Raw genomic sequence first — 18,164 nt, forward strand, 5'->3', positions numbered from 1 at the left:
TTTCCCTTAATTCGGTATTGTAGAAAAAAAATAAAAAGAATAAATCGTTTTGCTGGCTAAGATATTTAATCAATTTAATCAAAGTGCTGTGAAGCTATCTTCAAACACATTGATCCTTTCATTGCGTGAAAGTTATATCGCTCTTATTCCTTTTTTCATTGTTGCTTCAGTGATCACATTACTCAATCAATGGTTTGATATTGCGGATAAAGGGGGAAGTCATGAATTTTTAAATACGTTCAATACTTTGGTTTGGGCGTTATTTCCATTAATAACACTCTTGTCATTTAGCTATTATTTATCAAAAAATCTAAAACTACACTCAATTGCAAGCCCTGTGCTGGTGATGGTGTGTTTTGCTGCAAGTACAGGATACATCATAGTAAATGAAGCAGGGATACATATAGATAGTAAAGGTGGGGTTCTTTACTCTATTTTAATGCCGATATTTTGTTGTTACATACTGCATTATTTTGCGTCAATAAATGCACTCAAGTTAGTAGGTATAAGCACTATAAGCTTATTCTTAAGGAAGCATTTAAACCTAATATTTCCTTACTTGCTAACAAGTTTGATAACGTTAATTTGTATTCCCTTCATAAGTGATTTTGGCAATAAAATACTCGCATTCCTTATGAATTATCACCAAGATGCAAGTGTGTTTGATAAAGTTAGTTTCCAAATGATTACGGCTCATATGCTATGGTTTTTTGGTGTTCATGGGGATAATACCTATCATATTTTAGCGCCAGCTGCGTACACTGATTATCAAGTTCTTGAAGGCCTGTCGAGTTATAACTTCTTCTCTATTTTTGTATTACTAGGTGGAACAGGGTGCTTATGGGGATTAATAATTGCCTGTTATTTACTTAAAAATGCAGAGCATGAACGCAGCATCGCTCGTATTTCAGCGCCATTGGCTGTGTTTAATATAAGTGAGGTAATGATTTATGCATTACCTATTGTATTTAACCCTTATTTTTTAATTCCGTTTTTACTTGCCCCTATTGTTAATGGTTTCATTGCATATCAATTGATAGATCATGGACTTATTGTGCTTAGTGCCAGTGAGAATATACCTTGGTTTACACCCGTTTTATTGAGTGGGTGGATGATCACCCATAGTTGGACAGGCATTGCTCTGCAATTAGTGTTAATCGCATTAAATGTAGCCATTTATTATCCCTTTGTACTTGCAAACCAACGTCACAACATCACAGGTAAAGCGCTAGATATGCTTGTAAAACGCTACAGCGCAGGTCATGTTATTGAAGATAAAGCGGAAGAAAGCTTTGCGAAATCACATTCCGAACAGCATATTGAACAATATAGTCTTAAAACAGTCACTGATGCACTCAATAGTGGCGCATTGGCATTGTATTATCAGCCAAAAATGGATCCCTTAAGTCAGCAGATTGTTGGTTTTGAAGCATTATTACGTTTAATAAAAAATGATGGCGAAGTAATGGGCCCTTGGTTTTTGGCTACGCTTGAGCAGCATAAACTAATGCATGTAATTGATAGCTTTGTTATTGATCAATTAGAAGTTGATTTAGACAATTTTGCGCGACAGGGTTTTCATCCAAAAATTAGCTTTAATATATCGCCACAAAATTTGCTTGCTGATGGCTATAAACGTGTAGTTAAAGCTTTCTCTCGATTCCCAAATCAGGTTGAAGTCGAGATTTTAGAGTCAAGTTATATTGAAGACTTTGAATCAGCAATTGAATTAGTTAAATATTTAAATAAGCATAATATTCAATGTGCAATGGATGATTTTGGTACTGGGTATTCTTGTTTATCTGTTTTATCTAAGCTTAATATCAATACGATAAAACTGGATCGTAGTTTATTACCAATCGATGGCAATATTAAATCAGCCGTACTTTATCAGCATTTAGCTAAGATATGCGATGAGCTGGGCTTTAAAATAGTTGCTGAGGGGGTAGAGAGTAAATTACACGAAGATGTTGTAAAAAAAGCCCATATACAATGTGCACAGGGCTTTTTATATAATAAAGCGTTACCTTATAATGTTGCTGTTGAATTACTCAAAAAACAACATCATAGATAGCCATTATTTTTTCTGGATAAAGTTAATTAGTTTGTTTGCTATGTCGGTGTTGTTTTGCGACCCTACAAATTGTGTAGAACTTGGCCCGTAAGCAAAAACTTGAACATCGATTGCGGTATGGCCGCCGGTTGTCCAGCCAGTAAAGCTTGCTTTACTAATAATATCTTTTATAGCAAGGTTGAGTGTTTTACTTCCCATTTTCTTTGCTTGCTCAAGCTTAACTTGATTTTCACTGGTGTATTCAATCGTTGTATTTGCTGTCCAAATTGCTTTTAAGTCATCAGCTTCTAACATTAACTTGGTTAATTTAGTCGCTGTAGCTTTAACGCCTTTTACAACTTCAGCCTCCCACTTGTATTGACCATGCGCTCCAAGAGTTAAACCTCCCGTTGAATGATCTGCAGTAATAACAAGTAACGTATCTGGGTTCTTGTCAACATACGCCTTAGCGTGCTCGATTGATTTGGCAAAGTCGTCCATTTCGGCCATCGCACATGCGATATCATTGGCATGACCACACCAATCGATTTGACTGCCTTCGATCATTACAAAAAAGCCATCTTTTTTATTTTTATCAAGTAGTTTAAGGGCTTTGTCGGTCATTTTAGCTAAACGAGTTGGGTTCTCATCAAGGGCTGATGGCATCCCTTTAGGGGCAAATAAGCCAATAGCAGGGATCTGATTAATTTGCTTTAAACTATTAAAATCATCACTATATTGGTAACCAGCCGCTTTAAACTCAGCAACCAAATTACGATCGTCACGAATATAATATGCAGTACCACCGCCTAGCATTAAATCGACAGGTAACTTTCCTGCAATTTTATTGTCGATGTAATCATTAGCAATTTCATTATAGTTGCGACGCGATTCATTGTGTGATGCAAAACTTGCCGGAGTTGCATGATTAATTTGCGATGTGGCAACAAGTGCAGTGATCATCCCGCGTTCTTTTGCTATTTCAAGCATTGTTTTAACAGGCTTTTTATCAGTGTCTACTGCTATAGCCCCATTATAGCTTTTATGGCCGCTACTAAGGGCTGTAGCGCTTGCAGCACTGTCAGTTACATACGTATGATCATCAGGGTATGTATGCGCCATTCCTGTTAATATTGTATCAAAGACCGTGCTTTCAATTTCTTTAGTCGCTGGGTCATCTTTGAAGTAGCGGTAAGCAGTGGTATAAGCTGGGCCCATGCCATCACCAATCATATAAATAATGTTCTTTGGAGTCTGCTCTGCGTATGCATAGCTAGAACACGCTAATGCCAATAGACTTATTTGTTTTATCATTTTAGGATCCCATATATTTTGTGGTGTTATTGTATACACAATGTATGATAATTAAATGTCTTTTACGGTAAACAAAGTCAAAAAAATGAGGAATGATCCTTTGCAGCCTTTTTTAATTCAAAGTGGTACTTTAGCGTTACATGGACTAACCTTTGGCGAAGGTGATGAAATTGTTATCGGATTACATGGGTGGCTGGATAATTGCCATAGTTTTATACCAATGTTAAAAAACACTCAGTTAGAAGGTAAATGGTACTGCCTTGATTTTCCTGGGCATGGTCACTCTGATTGGCGAAGTAGTGATGCGCATTACTATTTTGTAGATTACATTGATGACATTTATAATTTCATTACCAAAATCACTGATAAAAAAGTGCATTTAGTGGGGCATTCTATGGGAGCGATGGCTGCAGGACTATTTGCCAGCTGTTTTGCCGAAAAGGTAAAATCAGTCACTATGATAGAAGGATTTGGTGTGATCACAACGCCCAGCAACGACGTTGTGCAGCAATTACGTCAAGCAATTTTAAACAGACGCCGAACCAACAAAAAAGCACCCAGGAGTTATGAGTCAAAGCAAACGATTTATCAAGCTCGCGCATTAATGAGTGATTTACCAATTGATTTAATCGCATTATTAATGGAACGAAATATCGCCCAAAGTGGTGGTAAATGGGTACTTACTACCGACCCAAAGCTCAAAAATCATTCAGGTTTTAGATTTGATGAGCAACAATGCATAGCCATTATAAATGAAATAAATGTGCCGTGTCAGTTAATATTAGGCACTGTAGGGTACCCATTTGTACGTGATAACATAAATGATTATAGTAGATATTACAAAGACCTAACAGTAACTGAACTCGAAGGAGGACATCACTGTCATATGCAAAATCCAGTTAAGTGTTTACAGCAAATTCAGGGGTTTATGCTGCAAAATGGTGCATGCTAATTGTATCTTTGCGCCAAATGTGGGATTATTTACCCATTAGAGTATTTGCTCAATTGTGAAGTTGCCTTAGTTAGTTTAAGGTTTAATAAAAATAAATTATAAATAGAACAGGAGCTAAGAGTGGAAAAAATCTGGCTTAAGCGCTACCCAGAGGGTATGCCTGAAACAATCGATCCTGAACACTACAACTCGTTGTTAGAAGTGTTTGAAAAGAGCTTCACTGATTACAAAGATCTGCCTGCTTTTACTAACATGGGTAAAACGCTCAGTTATGATGAAATAGATAGTGCCACTAAACGTGTCGCTTCTTATATTCAAAATGAGCTTGGGCTGAAAAAAGGCGACAAAGTCGCGGTTATGATGCCAAACTTATTGCAAACACCAGTTTCAATATTGGGCATTTTACGTGCTGGATGTGTGGTGGTTAATGTAAACCCTCTGTATACAGTACGTGAGCTTGAACATCAGTTGAATGATTCACAAACATCAGCTATTTTTATACTCGCAAATTTTGCTGACACGCTTGAAAAAGCATTACCACATACAAAAGTAAAACATATTGTTGTCACACAAGTAGGCGATATGGTTGGTGGTTTGAAAAAACATGTAGTTAACTTTGTTGTTAAGCGCATAAAGAAAATGGTACCAAGTTACTCATTACCTAACCCTATCAAGTTTGAGTCTTTACTTGCTGCAAACGAAAACGCGTATAAAAAGCCTGATATATGTTTATCTGATATTGCATTTTTACAATATACAGGTGGAACTACAGGTGTTTCTAAAGGCGCAATGTTAACTCATGGCAACATGGTTGGTAATTTAGAGCAAGTATCAGGTTGTTTAGACAAAGTACTTAACCGTGGTACAGAAGTGGTTGTGACTGCATTGCCGCTGTATCATATTTTTGCATTAACAGCCAATTGCTTAACATTTATGAAGTATGGTGGTTTAAACTTATTAATCACTAACCCACGAGATATGCAAGGGTTTGTAAAAGAATTAAGCCAACATAAGTTCACAGCAATCACAGGTGTAAATACTTTATTTAATGGTTTATTAAATACCCCAGGTTTTGCGGATTTAGATTTTAGTCATTTAAAAATGTCACTTGGCGGCGGAATGGCCGTTCAGCGTCCCGTTGCTGAAAAATGGCAGGCAGTCACTAAAAGTAAGCTAATGGAAGGTTATGGTTTAACTGAGTGTTCACCTTTGGTAACTATTAGTCCGTATGACTTAGGCTCTTATAATGGTTCTATTGGTTTACCTGCACCAAATACTGACATTAAACTAATGTTAGATAATGGTGAAGAAGCAGCCAAAGGTGAACCCGGTGAGTTATGGGTTAAAGGCCCACAAGTAATGTTAGGGTATTATAATCGCCCTGATGCAACAGCTGAATGCCTGCAAGATGGTTGGTTTGCAACGGGTGATATTGCAACTTACGATGATGATGGTTTCTTTTTTATTGTTGATCGTAAGAAGGATATGATTATTGTTTCTGGCTTTAATGTTTATCCAAATGAGATAGAAGAAGTTGTTGCAATGCATGATGGCGTGCTTGAAGTTGCTGCAATTGGTATCCCTCACGATGTCAGTGGTGAACAAGTTAAAGTTTTTGTTGTTAAAAAAGACCCATCTTTAACTGAAAAAGATATAATAAAGCACTGTCGTGATAATTTAACTAATTATAAGGTCCCTAAGCTCGTAGAATTTAGGGATGAGTTGCCAAAAACAAATGTTGGCAAAATCCTCAGAAGAGCCTTAAAAGATTAGCAAGCTAAAAAAGCCGACATAAGTCGGCTTTTTTATTGTAGGAGTTTAAGTGCAATACCAACTGATCAAAACACAAAATCAACTAAATGAGTTTGTAGAGCAAATTAGCAATAAACCAATATTAGCAATTGATACAGAGTTTATGCGTCGACGTACTTTATATCCAGAAGTCGCACTGATCCAAGTGTATGATGGCGAACATTTAGCTTTGATAGATCCACTTGCAGAACTTTCACTATTTGATTTTTGGCAAATATTGCGAGATCCAAAAGTATTAAAAGTACTGCACTCACCATCAGAAGATATTGAAGTATTTCAAAAATACGCGGGGTTTGTTCCTGCGCCATTATTTGATACCCAATTTGCACTCCAGCTTTTAGGAAATGGTAATTGCATGGGGTTTGCGCATATGGTTAAAAATTTACTTGATATTGAAATTGATAAAAGTGAATCACGCACAAATTGGTTACAACGACCATTAACAAACAGCCAGCTAGATTATGCTGCCGCAGATGTATTTCATCTACTCCCGTGCTTTGAGATTATTATTAAGCAAATTAACGATGCCAATTTTTTTGATATTGTTATCGCAGAAAGTGAGTTGATAGCGCAAAAACGAGCTTATCAAATTCCAGATGAACTTTTGTATAAAGATATTAAAAATGCGTGGCAGTTAAAACCTGCTGACTTAGTGATTTTACGAGAGCTTGCTGCATGGCGACGTAATAAAGCAATTCGCAAAAACTTGGCGCTTAACTTTGTTTTAAAAGAACATAATTTGGTAGAGATTGTAAAACGTAAACCTACAAGCTTAAATGCGATGCGAAATATTCCAGATATTGAAAGCAGTGAAGTGAATCGCTCAGGGGTTGAAATTTTAAAATGTTTAGAACAAGCTAAACGGGTTGAAATACAGGATCACCCGCCAACCTTGCGCCGTTTAATCGATTTCCCTGATTATAAGAAAGTAGCTAAAGACATTAAACAAAAAATTACGGCTGTGGCTAAAAAGAACGCCATTCCGGAAGATGTGTTTGCTTCAAAAAAGCAAATCAATCAATTAATCAGTTGGAATTGGAAGCTAGACAGTGAGACACGTAAAACAACACCAAAACCAGATTTACTAAGATCATGGCGTTATAACTATATAAAAGACGCGCTAAAAGAATGGGATGTTTAACGAGTTTATAAAAGCTGAACAACAGGCTTTAACACGGGTATCTGGTTGTTATACACAGCCAGTTTACTTAATTTATGGAAATTGCACCGCTTGGTCGAAGCGATTTACTTAACCAATCCTACTACTGAATGCCTTTTAAGCCAATAATGATAGAACAAGGTTTCCCTGCGGCTACATAAAGAAATGGAAAAATGCTGTTGGTGAGGTTATTGTTTTATTTGTGTTTATGATTCAAAAATTGCAATGCTATTTATCTTAAACTCGGCGCGAGGCAAGGGGGGAAACACTTTTAAACTGTGCCATTACGCAACTGGATGCAAATAAAGTTGATGTAAACGAACAAAATCCACTGGCTGTTCGTTTTAACCAGCATTGTGGATTTGATATTATTTCGCGTTCGTCACTTGACGCTATGGGTAAACCATTTTCAATCTTTCATATGGCACTTGAAAGTAAAAGCACAACTTTAAATTGGGCCCAAGAAAGGTACTTAACTTATGTTATTATGCGCAGTATGTCGGTATACTATTACTTAAGTAGGTAAGCGGATGCTAAATAGCACCCGCAGTTTATTACTTCTTTTCTTCGTCAGGCAACGTGACATTTAGTTCTAAAACGGCTAAATCATCTTCATTTTGATCAAACTGTACCTGTACAGCATCAGAATTAATGTTGACGTACTTACGTATTACATCAAGTATATCCTGCTTCAACTGTGGTAAATAATCAGGTGTACCACGTTGTGAACGTTCGTGTGCGACAATGATCTGCAATCGCTCTTTTGCTAATGACGCTGTGTTTTTCTTTTCTGAGCGGAAGTAGTCAAGTAGTGACACATTAACCTCCAAATATCCGTTTAAATAACCCTTTCTTTTCTACATCTAAGAAACGAAAATCGACTGTTTCACCGAGTAGGCGATCAATGGCATCAGCATAAGCTTGGCCTGCATCTGATTCAGTGTCCAAAATGACAGGTTGGCCAGAGTTTGATGCACTTAATACGGCTTGTGATTCAGGGATTACACCTAAAAGTTCAATAGACAGAATATCTTGTACATCTTCTACAGAAAGCATCTCGCCTTTTAATACACGCTCTGGATTATAACGAGTCAGTAATAAATGTTCTTTTATGTTTTCTAACCCCTCTTCAGCGCGTTTAGATTTGCTATGCAAAATACCTAAAATGCGATCTGAATCGCGTACTGATGATACTTCAGGGTTCGTTGTAACAATTGCTTCATCAGCAAAGTACATCGCCATCATCGCACCGGCTTCAATGCCCGCCGGAGAATCACAAACAATATAATCGAAGTCTTTCTTTAACTCATTTAAAACACGCTCAACACCGTCACGCGTTAGTGCATCTTTATCTCGCGTTTGAGATGCCGGAAGTAAAAACAACTTATCTACACGCTTATCTTTTATTAACGCTTGGTTTAATTTAGCTTCACCATTAATTACGTTTACAAAATCATAAACTACGCGACGCTCACAGCCCATGATTAAATCAAGGTTACGTAAACCAATATCAAAATCAATAATAACTGTTTTATACCCTTTAAGGGCTAAACCTGTGCCAATTGCAGCACTGGACGTAGTTTTACCTACACCACCTTTACCCGATGTAACGACAATAACTTTTGCCATAAGATTTATCCTTTAACCAAAGCTGAAATTTCTAATGATTCATTTTTTTGCTGGATTTGTGCAGCACTACCCCAGTGTTCGCCTTGTAGAGAGTCGCTAATCCAATAGTTGCCATTAATTGAAACAAGCTCTGCTTCTAGCTTTTGACAAAATATTCGCGCTTCATTATCACCTTGTGCACCGGCAATAGCACGTCCGCGTAATGCGCCATAAATGTGCACATTACCGTCAGCAATCACTTCTGCACCATGGCTAACGGCACCAATCACGATTAAATCGCGATCTTTGGCATAAACTTGCTGGCCAGAACGAACAGTGCCGTGAATTACTTGTGCCGGTAAGTGAACTGTTTTTTCAACAATTGAAGTATTCGCTTCTTGTATAACAGGTTCACTCTTAACGTCTTGTGAATAATTTAAAACAGAAAGGCCTGCTAACTTAGCTTGCGCATGTTGCTCATCAGAGCCATTACATACACCAACCGCATTAAAATGCATGCGTTCGATTAGCGATTTTAAATGTACAAAATCAAGCGTACTGTTTTTTATTTCAATTAAGTTCACAACAATAGGTGCCCCTTCAAAAAAGCGAGGGGCTTGGGCTATTTTTATATACAGTTGTTCTGCTAAAAGGGTTATATCAGTACTATAAAGATGTAAAACTGATAACGTAAAAAGATTCCCTTTTAGCTCAAAAATTTGGTCCGACATACACGCTCATTTGAATTGTTGAATCAGAAATTAATATTAGATAAACCTAGGCTGAATAGGCCCTTAATTGAAATTTCCGATCTAATTATTCTAACTTATTATTAGTCTCATGTTATAGTGTGCGGCACTGTTAAGCAAGATTTTATAGGGTCATAATGCTAACTGCGGTATATAAAAGTAAGAAAAAAGCGGATACCTTCCTCTATGTAGAAAAAAGAGATGATTTTAGTAAGGTTCCGGAACCTTTAATGGCTATGTTTGGTCAACCACATTACGTAATGATTATTAATTTAGCAAAACGTGAGCATTTAGGTGGAGCCGATCTTAATTTAGTGAAAGAAGCATTGTCTGATAAAGGCTTTTATCTTCAGCTTCCACCTCCAGAAGCAAACTTATTAGCTGAACTCAGAAAGCAAAATGGAGCTGATAGTGACTAAAAAAGTAATGAAAAATTTGTCTGCTATTTTATGTAGTGCTTTTATTTGTACAACTAGCACATCTGTACTGGCCAATACACAGGCTAAATTTGATGAATATGTTGCCAATCTAAAGCAGGAAGCGGCGCAAAAAGGGTATGACAACACGTTAATTGAACAAGCCTTTGCGACTGCAAAGTTCAAAAAAAAGGTTATTTCGGCAGATAAAAGCCAGCCAGAAGTAAAAGAAACTCTGGAAGGCTATTTACCCAAACGTGTTCCACAATGGAAAATCGACCGAGCCCGTAAGTTATATGCACAAAACAAAGAGCTGCTAGAACAAGTTGCAGCCGAGTTTGGCGTGCAAGCGCGATTCATAGTAGCGTTATGGGGACTTGAAAGTAACTTTGGTAAAATTCAAGGTGGGCACGGTGTTATTTCATCTGTTGTTACGCTCGCCTTTGATGGCCGCCGTGAAACCATGTATAAAAATCAACTTTGGGCAGCGCTGGATATTCTAAAAGAAGGGCATATTACTTTAGATAAATTTAAAGGGTCTTGGGCAGGCGCTATGGGGCAAACACAGTTTATGCCAACATCGTTTAATGCCTACGCCGTAGATTATGACAATGATGGCCGCAAAGATATTTGGACAACCCAAGCAGATGCATTTGCTTCAATCGCTAATTACTTAAAACAAGCCGGTTGGAATGACGATTTAACGTGGGGCCGCCAAGTTAAATTACCAGAAGGCTTTGATAAAAATTATATATTAAAAAGAGGAACACGAACGCGTAAGCAGTGGCTTGAATATTGGGCTGATTCTGAGCGTTCATTGGCTGATTGGCAAGCACTTGGCTTACGTAAAATGGACGGCACTGACTTGCCAAATGTAGATGTAACCGCGGCGCTAGTTATGCCTGATGACATGGGCGGTCGTATGTATCTTGCTTATGACAACTACAAAGCACTGATGCATTGGAACCGTTCATACTACTTCGCCACCAGCGTTGGCTATTTATCTGATCGCATTGGGTATCCAGCGATTTAGTGAGTTATTGAGTGATAGGTTGCTAGGTTCTAGGTAACTAGGGTGTTTTTAGAAAGCGCGAGTATATCTCGCGCTTTTGTTTATAAAGAATATATAAGCGAGTTAGAAGCGGTAAGCTTTAAGTTGTAAGCTTTAAGTTGTAAGCTCGGTGTTAAATTTGGCTACGTAGGTTGGGTAGAGTGCAACGAAACCCAACGAAAAAATACCCTATCAGTCTGCATCTTTGCTCAGTATTAACAAGCCTTTCATTGCTCTTTTTGGCTTTAATTTATTTACGGTGATTTATTTGCTTCGAATGATAAAAGTAAAATTTGCCGAGCATCGCAAAACAAATAACACCTAAACAGATTAGTAACCAAAATAAAGCTAATGGAAATTGGCTTTTAGAGATAATAATAACTGTAAGGTAAAATACAGTTACCAATACTAATAATATTAGACCAAGCTTTCCCATAAAATTTTTTAACCTTGTCATTTGTATTGCAACCCACTTTCAGATATTAAGAGTACATTCATCTTAACAAGATGATTTAGGTGGTTTTGAATTGCTACTTCGTTACCTTTAACATGCATATGAGATGCTATATGATTTTTTAAACTAGACACTTTTTGCGGCCGTTTTTCTTTAGGTTTGGATTTAAGGCTATGGATTAACTTAGTTATTTCATTTGAAGTGTTAACTATTTTAATTTGCTTACAACAGCGACCGTTCGATTTAATATGAGAAATTAATGGGGTAAAACCATTGTCATTGGTTATAACTTCAAAGCTCACGTTAGGTGCTGCTTCTTGTGTATATTTACCTAAGTAATAAGACAAGTGAAAATCTAAGTTATTAGATTGTGTAGCTTTAATTTGAATAAGAACAATATTGACCGGTGACTCGTATTTTTTATCACCAAAATCAAGTTTTGGCTGTTTAGCACCAACAAAAACAATGACTTTTTCGTAGATAGATAAATTGACTTTGCTTAGACAACCAATATTTTCGTAATCTATAAATGCCCACTTCATGTGATTAATGCTCCTTGAATACTAATGAGCTTGTAGCTTAATTTGTTTTTTATTGATGCATTAACCATAGCCGAGTTGCTATTTTGATTCAATCGATAACTGAGTTTAATGTGAAATATAAAAAGAAGACTTGGTGTTGTTTTAATTGGTATTTTGGAAGGTGTTACAGGTATTTGAGTGGGTAAGAGCTCAAAAAAAGAATTAACATTGCACTAGGCAATGAGTACTTAGCTTCACAAGGTTTAGTGTCATTGAAAGATATTTGGATCAATATTCATTACGGGAGATGAACCGCCCATTGCGCTTCCTGTTAATAAAAAGCGCATGATGGGTGGTGTGGGGGCTGGAGGTTAGAGACCTCCGGCTACCCGATTAGGTATACTTTACTTTTTGGTTAGCTTTACCTTGCCAATGATAGGACAAACATCATTTTCACCTTGCCACCAAACTGAAATATTTAACCCTACATTTAGATCATCAAATGACCTTACGTATGTCAGAAGTTTACCATTATCCGGAAACATTTGAAGCGGAGCAGATGTACCAGCAAAAGAATTTTCATCTTTCAAAATACCGAGTGTGACATTATCAAATTTTTGACCATCTGCATTTGGTGGGAAGCGGATATAAAAAGTACTTTCACCTTTATTCCATTCGATATCAATTAAGTTATCAAATTCCTTTCCTTGGGTAGGCACGACACATGAAAATGCGTTTGCACTAACAAAAAAACTTAATAATGTTAAAAATACTCCAAACTTCAATTGAAACTCCTTGTTTAACAGCTTGTTATGTAATCATTCCGACCAAACTGCGAATTCATTTCCGTTTGGATCACTAAAGTGAAATCTTCTACCGCCAGGAAATGAAAATATTGGTTTAACAATTTCACCACCTGCTTTCTCAATATTTTCTTGGGTTGTTTCAAGTAAATTACTATATAAAACTATTAGCGGACTTCCATTCTTAGTGGAAACAACTAAATCAGATTTAAAGAAACCGCCATCAACTCCTTGAGCAGCAAAGCTTGAATAATCTGGGCCATAGTCAACAAATGACCAGCCAAAAACTTCGCTAAAGAAAGCCTTCGTAGCTTCAATATTTTTTGCTGGAATTTCAATATAATTAATTTTATTATTTTTAGTCATTTTAGTGCTTCCATCCTTAATCACATCTGAGTTATTTGCACTTGTACTAGCTATAAACAAAGATAGCGCCAATGCGAGAATATATTTCATAAACCTTCCTGATTACATAACACTTACAATAAGCAGTTTTGGCCGTTCTTGCCAAAATCCGCTTGATTGTTTTGTGTACGCCCGACATGGGCATTGACTTATGAGGTGAAAGTCCTCTGTAGGAAGATCACCGTTTAAATAACACACTGTTATTAAACGATAGACACTCGCAAATGGCAAGGGCTAAATCGCGAGAGATAGTCTGGAGGAAGCCGCTAGCATTCTTTATAAAAATAAGTGTGAGCTGATGAACAAAAACATCATATGAGGCGTAGGCTGGAGATGAGCTAGCACAAGATAGCGAAGTCATGTGATCTAACGGCCTCCGTAAATGATGCAGTTGTGCAGAGAAAGTCAATGCACCTGTTCTTCATTGGTAAAAGGGGGGGGGGGAGATCTGATAAACACGCATCCGCGCTAACGCTTGGAGATTACCAGTTAGGGACTGGTTGTTCAACCCTTGGCACTCTGGTTGCTGCGACCTACAGCGAGCGAAATAGCAGTAAACAAGCGTTAGTTTAGACGCGCTTTATCGAGTAATCGCTAGAGTGATTTATCAGAAGTCAGCAGACGGCATACGACTGTATGGATGCAGAAGGTAGAGCAACGCAGGAGCAGTTGCCGAGTAGCCAAACGCCCATCGTAATGGAGGGGACACGGTGAAGGCCTGAACATTTTAACCAGAGGAGACACTACAAATGAACTTGAATTCACATAGATCACCGTGTTGTGATAGTGATGAACAGCGTTCTGCTGTGAATAATACCTCGAATGAATATAACCAAACAGATCATGACCTGATGGCAAGAGTACTAAGCAACCACAATATTGGCGTAGCATGGCAACATGTTAAGCGCAATAAAGGGGCTGCGGGTATTGATAATATGAGTATTGAAGAGTTTAATCACTTCGCTAAGTTACATTGGTTAGGTATTAAACAACAATTACTTAACGGCACTTATCAACCCTTGCCAGTCAAACGCGTGATGATACCCAAACCTGATGGCGGTGAGCGAATGCTTGGGATCCCTGCTGTTATCGACAGAGTGATCCAACAAGCCATTGCTCAAGTGATTAGCCCTTACTTTGAGCCTCAGTTTTCACCACATAGTTATGGTTATCGCCCTCATAAAAGAGCCAGTCAAGCAGTGAACCATGTTCAATCTTGTGTTAAACAAGGTTATAAAACAGCGGTTGATATCGACTTGTCTAAGTTCTTTGATGAAGTAGACCATGACATGCTGATGAATCGTGTTGGTCGTAAAATCAAAGACAAAGCACTCATGCGCCTACTTGGTAAATACCTCCGAGCGGGAGTAGCAGAGCGCGAAACAGGTCTGTGGTTTGAGTCAACCAAAGGCGTCCCTCAAGGTGGGCCATTATCCCCTTTACTTTCCAATATTTTACTCGATGAATTAGATAAGAAGCTAACCTACAAACGCCTTAAGTTTGCACGTTACGCTGATGACATAATCATTTTAGTAAAAACGAAAAGCGAAGGGCTAATAATCCAACGGGAAATTACTGCGTTCATCACTAAGCGATTAAAGCTCAAAGTGAACGAATCGAAAAGTCGAGTCGGTCCAGTAACAGGCTCGAAATTTCTCGGGTTTACCTTTCGTTACGGTCAAGTGCAAATTCACGAACAGGCGCTAAAGAAATTTAAAGCAAATGTAAGAGAACTCACTAACCGCAACTGGGGGATCTCAATGACCCTACAAATTCATAAACTCACACAGTATTTACGTGGCTGGGGACACTACTACCTAATAGCCAACGCTTATCAACTAACAGTGGATTTAGATCATTGGATCCGCCGTAGGATAAGAATGTGCTACTGGCGGCAGTGGCGCTCTTTCCAAAGAAATAGCTCGTACCAAAGTACGCAGTTTAATGAAATTAGGTGTTAGCGAACGACTCGCCATAGCCTGTGGTATCACCAGTACCAAAAGTAGGCGCTTGGAAGCGAAGGTCCTTGTAGAAGCTCAAAAACAAAAGGAATTAACATTGCGCTAGGCAATAACTACTTAGCGTCACAAGGGGTAGTGTCATTGAGAGATATTTGGATAAATATTCATTACGGGAGATGAACCGCCCATAGCACTTCCTGTTAATAAAAAGCGCATGATGGGTGGTGTGGGGGCTGGAGGTTAGAGACCTCCGGCTACCCGATTATATGCCTGATGAACTCTGCCTCTTGGGTATGCCCATTAATAAGAAGCATCCCCACACTACATACAAAGCAAACCATATTGAATGATTAAAATCATCTGATCCAGAGGATAAAATAATAGCCATAAGCATATGCATTAGCGCGGTTATAATAAAACCAACTGAGCCTAACCAATAAAAAGACTTATTAGTCCAAGAGCCTTTATCAAAGTTGATTGATAATGTGTTTGCAGCCTTAATTTCACTAATAGTTAACTCATCCACAGTTACTTCAAACGCGGCAGCTAAAGATTGAACTGATTCATGCGAAGATAAACCTAACTTTTCAATTCGTTGAATTGTTCGCAAACTAAGACTACAAACGTCAGCCAAATGGCTTTGAGTCCAACCTCTTTTATTTCTTTCTGTTTTTATTAAATTAATATCTACATTCATATCCATAATTATTTCCTTGAAGTTGTTTTTCTAACAGTCTCAAAAAAATATAACTCCGTATACGTTAAACATATGACATTAGCAATGTGACACATGTGACAAAGGCATATAACGAGGCTGTAGAATTACTCTAACAGCCAAATTCAATTAAAAAACGAGCTCCTATAATTAACTCTAAGCGTTTTTAAAGCACTAGGCAATGCATTTAGGACCCACAAAACTGGCTGTTTTTCTTAAAAAAGAGTAATTCTACAGCCACAACGCCGTTTTAAGCGGCAAATTGCAGTTGGCTAAAATAAGTGAGGCACGAACAAAAAGCCAACTGTAAATTATCCGACTTGAAAACCCTTGTGTACGCCCGACATGGGCATTGACTTATGAGGTGAAAGTCCTCTGTAGGAAGATCACCGTTTAAATAACACACTGTTATTAAACGATAGACACTCGCAAATGGCAAGGACTAAATCGCGAGAGATAGTCTGAAGGAAGCCGCTAGCATTCTTTATAAAAATAAGTGCGAGCTGATGAACAAAAACATTATATGAGGCGTAGGCTGGAGACGGGCTAGCACAAGATAGCGAAGTCATGTGATCTAACGGCCACCGTAAATGATGCAGTTGTACAGAGAAAGTCGATGCACCTGTTCTTCATTGGTAAAAAGGGGGGGGGGGAGATCTGATAAACACGCATCCGCGCTAACGCTTGGAGATTACCAGTTAGGGACTGGTTGTTCAACCCTTGGCGCTCTGGTTGCTGCGACCTACAGCGAGCGAAATAGCAGTAAACAAGCGTTAGTTTAGACGCGCTTTATCGAGTAATCGCTAGAGTGATTTATCAGAAGTCAGCAGATGGCATACGACTGCATGGATGCAGAAGGTAGAGCAACGCAGGAGCAGTTGCCGAGTAGCCAAACGCCCATCGTAATGGAGGGGACACGGTGAAGGCCTGAACATCTTAACCAGAGGAGACACTACAAATGAACTTAAATTCACATAGATCACCGTGTTGTGATAGTGATGAACAGCGTTCGACTGTGAATAATACCTCGAATGAATATAACCAAACAGATCATGACCTGTTGGCAAGGGTACTAAGCAACCACAATATTGGTGCAGCATGGCAACATGTTAAGCGCAATAAAGGGGCTGCGGGTATTGATAATATGAGTATTGAGGAATTTAATCACTTCGCTAAGTTACATTGGCTGGGTATTAAACAACAATTACTTAACGGCACTTACCAACCATTGCCAGTCAAACGCGTGATGATACCCAAGCCCGATGGCGGTGAGCGAATGCTTGGGATCCCTGCTGTTATCGACAGAGTGATCCAACAAGCCATTGCTCAAGTGATCAGCCCTTACTTTGAGCCTCAGTTTTCACCACATAGTTATGGTTATCGCCCTCATAAAAGAGCCAGTCAAGCAGTGAACCATGTTCAATCTTGTGTTAAACAAGGTTATAAAACAGCGGTTGATATCGACTTGTCTAAGTTCTTTGATGAAGTAGACCATGACATGCTGATGAATCGTGTTGGTCGTAAAATCAAAGACAAAGCACTCATGCGTCTACTCGGTAAATATCTACGAGCCGGAGTAGCAGAGCGCGAAACAGGTCTGTGGTTTGAGTCAACCAAAGGAGTCCCTCAAGGTGGGCCACTATCCCCTTTGCTTTCCAACATCTTACTCGATGAATTAGATAAGAAGCTAACCTACAAACACCTTAAGTTTGCACGTTACGCTGATGACATAATCATTTTAGTAAAAACCAAAAGCGAAGGACTAATAATCCAACAGGAAATTACTGCGTTTATCACTAAGCGATTAAAGCTCAAAGTGAACGAATCGAAAAGTCGAGTCGGTCCAGTAACAGGCTCGAAATTTCTCGGGTTTACCTTTCGTTACGGTCAAGTGCAAATCCACGAACAGGCGCTAAAGAAATTTAAAGCAAATGTAAGAGAACTCACTAACCGCAACTGGGGGATCTCAATGACCTTACAAATTCATAAACTCACGCAGTATTTACGCGGCTGGGGACACTACTACTTAATAGCCAACGCTTATCAACTAACAGTGGATTTAGATCATTGGATCCGCCGTAGGATAAGAATGTGCTACTGGCGGCAGTGGCGCTCTCTATTAAGGAATAGCCCGCACTAAAGTACGCAGTTTAATGAAATTGGGTGTTAGCGAGCGACTCGCCATAGCCTG

General features: G+C 38.5%; 16 protein-coding genes. 8 read left to right on the plus strand and 8 right to left on the minus strand.

Going from position 1 to position 18,164, the window contains the following annotated elements; translation table 11 throughout:
- The first annotated feature begins 49 nt into the window (after positions 1 to 49).
- Positions 50 to 2,074, plus strand: coding sequence for an EAL domain-containing protein (locus HJP15_RS00950; protein ID WP_212760598.1), 2,025 nt, complete (start codon positions 50 to 52; stop codon positions 2,072 to 2,074).
- 3 nt (positions 2,075 to 2,077) lie between these two features.
- On the opposite strand, the gene HJP15_RS00955 is transcribed toward HJP15_RS00950, so the two are convergent.
- Positions 2,078 to 3,367 carry an alkaline phosphatase gene (locus HJP15_RS00955; protein WP_054203742.1) on the minus strand — a complete coding sequence of 430 codons (1,290 nt, stop codon included), beginning with the start codon at positions 3,365 to 3,367 and terminating at the stop codon, positions 2,078 to 2,080.
- Positions 3,368 to 3,467: 100 nt separating this feature from the next.
- Here HJP15_RS00955 and HJP15_RS00960 point away from each other — a divergent pair, with 100 nt between their 5' ends.
- From HJP15_RS00960 to rnd, 3 genes are all read left to right on the plus strand, one after another.
- Positions 3,468 to 4,319, plus strand: a complete 852-nt coding sequence (locus HJP15_RS00960) for an alpha/beta fold hydrolase (RefSeq protein ID WP_054203891.1) — start codon at positions 3,468 to 3,470, stop codon at positions 4,317 to 4,319.
- A gap of 120 nt (positions 4,320 to 4,439) precedes the next feature.
- On the plus strand, positions 4,440 to 6,092 hold the full coding sequence (gene fadD, locus HJP15_RS00965; protein ID WP_064435578.1) for a long-chain-fatty-acid--CoA ligase FadD: 1,653 nt from the start codon (positions 4,440 to 4,442) through the stop codon (positions 6,090 to 6,092).
- Between the two features lie 49 nt (positions 6,093 to 6,141).
- Complete coding sequence (gene rnd / locus HJP15_RS00970) at positions 6,142 to 7,272, plus strand: ribonuclease D (RefSeq protein WP_170172850.1); 1,131 nt, start codon at positions 6,142 to 6,144, stop codon at positions 7,270 to 7,272.
- Positions 7,273 to 7,844: 572 nt separating this feature from the next.
- Here rnd and minE read toward each other — a convergent pair.
- The 3 genes from minE to minC are packed head-to-tail and all read right to left on the minus strand — an operon-like array spanning position 7,845 to position 9,629.
- On the minus strand, positions 7,845 to 8,108 hold the full coding sequence (gene minE, locus HJP15_RS00975; protein WP_054203739.1) for a cell division topological specificity factor MinE: 264 nt from the start codon (positions 8,106 to 8,108) through the stop codon (positions 7,845 to 7,847).
- Between the two features lies 1 nt (position 8,109).
- The gene (gene minD, locus HJP15_RS00980) at positions 8,110 to 8,919 is read right to left on the minus strand and encodes a septum site-determining protein MinD (protein ID WP_054203738.1); all 810 of its coding nucleotides are present in this window, start codon (positions 8,917 to 8,919) and stop codon (positions 8,110 to 8,112) included.
- A gap of 5 nt (positions 8,920 to 8,924) precedes the next feature.
- Complete coding sequence (gene minC, locus HJP15_RS00985; protein WP_054203737.1) at positions 8,925 to 9,629, minus strand: septum site-determining protein MinC; 705 nt, start codon at positions 9,627 to 9,629, stop codon at positions 8,925 to 8,927.
- Positions 9,630 to 9,784: 155 nt separating this feature from the next.
- On the opposite strand from minC, the gene HJP15_RS00990 reads away from it, so the two are divergent.
- Positions 9,785 to 10,066 (plus strand): YcgL domain-containing protein, encoded by a 282-nt coding sequence (locus HJP15_RS00990; protein ID WP_054203736.1) that lies wholly within the window; start codon positions 9,785 to 9,787, stop codon positions 10,064 to 10,066.
- Between the two features lie 7 nt (positions 10,067 to 10,073).
- Positions 10,074 to 11,096, plus strand: coding sequence for a lytic murein transglycosylase (locus HJP15_RS00995; RefSeq protein ID WP_410054816.1), 1,023 nt, complete (start codon positions 10,074 to 10,076; stop codon positions 11,094 to 11,096).
- Between the two features lie 471 nt (positions 11,097 to 11,567).
- On the opposite strand, the gene HJP15_RS01000 is transcribed toward HJP15_RS00995, so the two are convergent.
- From HJP15_RS01000 to HJP15_RS01010, 3 genes are all read right to left on the minus strand, one after another.
- Positions 11,568 to 12,110, minus strand: coding sequence for a PIN domain-containing protein (locus HJP15_RS01000; RefSeq protein ID WP_170172851.1), 543 nt, complete (start codon positions 12,108 to 12,110; stop codon positions 11,568 to 11,570).
- Positions 12,111 to 12,493: 383 nt separating this feature from the next.
- A complete protein-coding gene (locus HJP15_RS01005) occupies positions 12,494 to 12,874 on the minus strand; it encodes a hypothetical protein (protein ID WP_170172852.1) in 381 nt (126 codons plus the stop codon).
- Positions 12,875 to 12,907: 33 nt separating this feature from the next.
- On the minus strand, positions 12,908 to 13,258 hold the full coding sequence (locus HJP15_RS01010) for a VOC family protein (protein WP_170172976.1): 351 nt from the start codon (positions 13,256 to 13,258) through the stop codon (positions 12,908 to 12,910).
- Positions 13,259 to 14,046: 788 nt separating this feature from the next.
- Between HJP15_RS01010 and ltrA (HJP15_RS01015) the strand changes: the two genes are divergently transcribed.
- Positions 14,047 to 15,258: a group II intron reverse transcriptase/maturase gene (gene ltrA / locus HJP15_RS01015; RefSeq protein ID WP_249365769.1), complete on the plus strand. Its 1,212-nt coding sequence runs from the start codon at positions 14,047 to 14,049 to the stop codon at positions 15,256 to 15,258.
- 262 nt (positions 15,259 to 15,520) lie between these two features.
- Here ltrA (HJP15_RS01015) and HJP15_RS01020 read toward each other — a convergent pair whose 3' ends face one another.
- Positions 15,521 to 15,961: a helix-turn-helix domain-containing protein gene (locus HJP15_RS01020; protein ID WP_054455077.1), complete on the minus strand. Its 441-nt coding sequence runs from the start codon at positions 15,959 to 15,961 to the stop codon at positions 15,521 to 15,523.
- 970 nt (positions 15,962 to 16,931) lie between these two features.
- Between HJP15_RS01020 and ltrA (HJP15_RS01025) the strand changes: the two genes are divergently transcribed.
- Positions 16,932 to 18,113 carry a group II intron reverse transcriptase/maturase gene (gene ltrA / locus HJP15_RS01025; RefSeq protein WP_249365770.1) on the plus strand — a complete coding sequence of 394 codons (1,182 nt, stop codon included), beginning with the start codon at positions 16,932 to 16,934 and terminating at the stop codon, positions 18,111 to 18,113.
- The last annotated feature ends 51 nt before the right edge of the window (positions 18,114 to 18,164 follow it).

The organism is Pseudoalteromonas sp. NEC-BIFX-2020_002, assembly GCF_013002825.1.
GTDB lineage: Bacteria > Pseudomonadota > Gammaproteobacteria > Enterobacterales > Alteromonadaceae > Pseudoalteromonas > Pseudoalteromonas neustonica.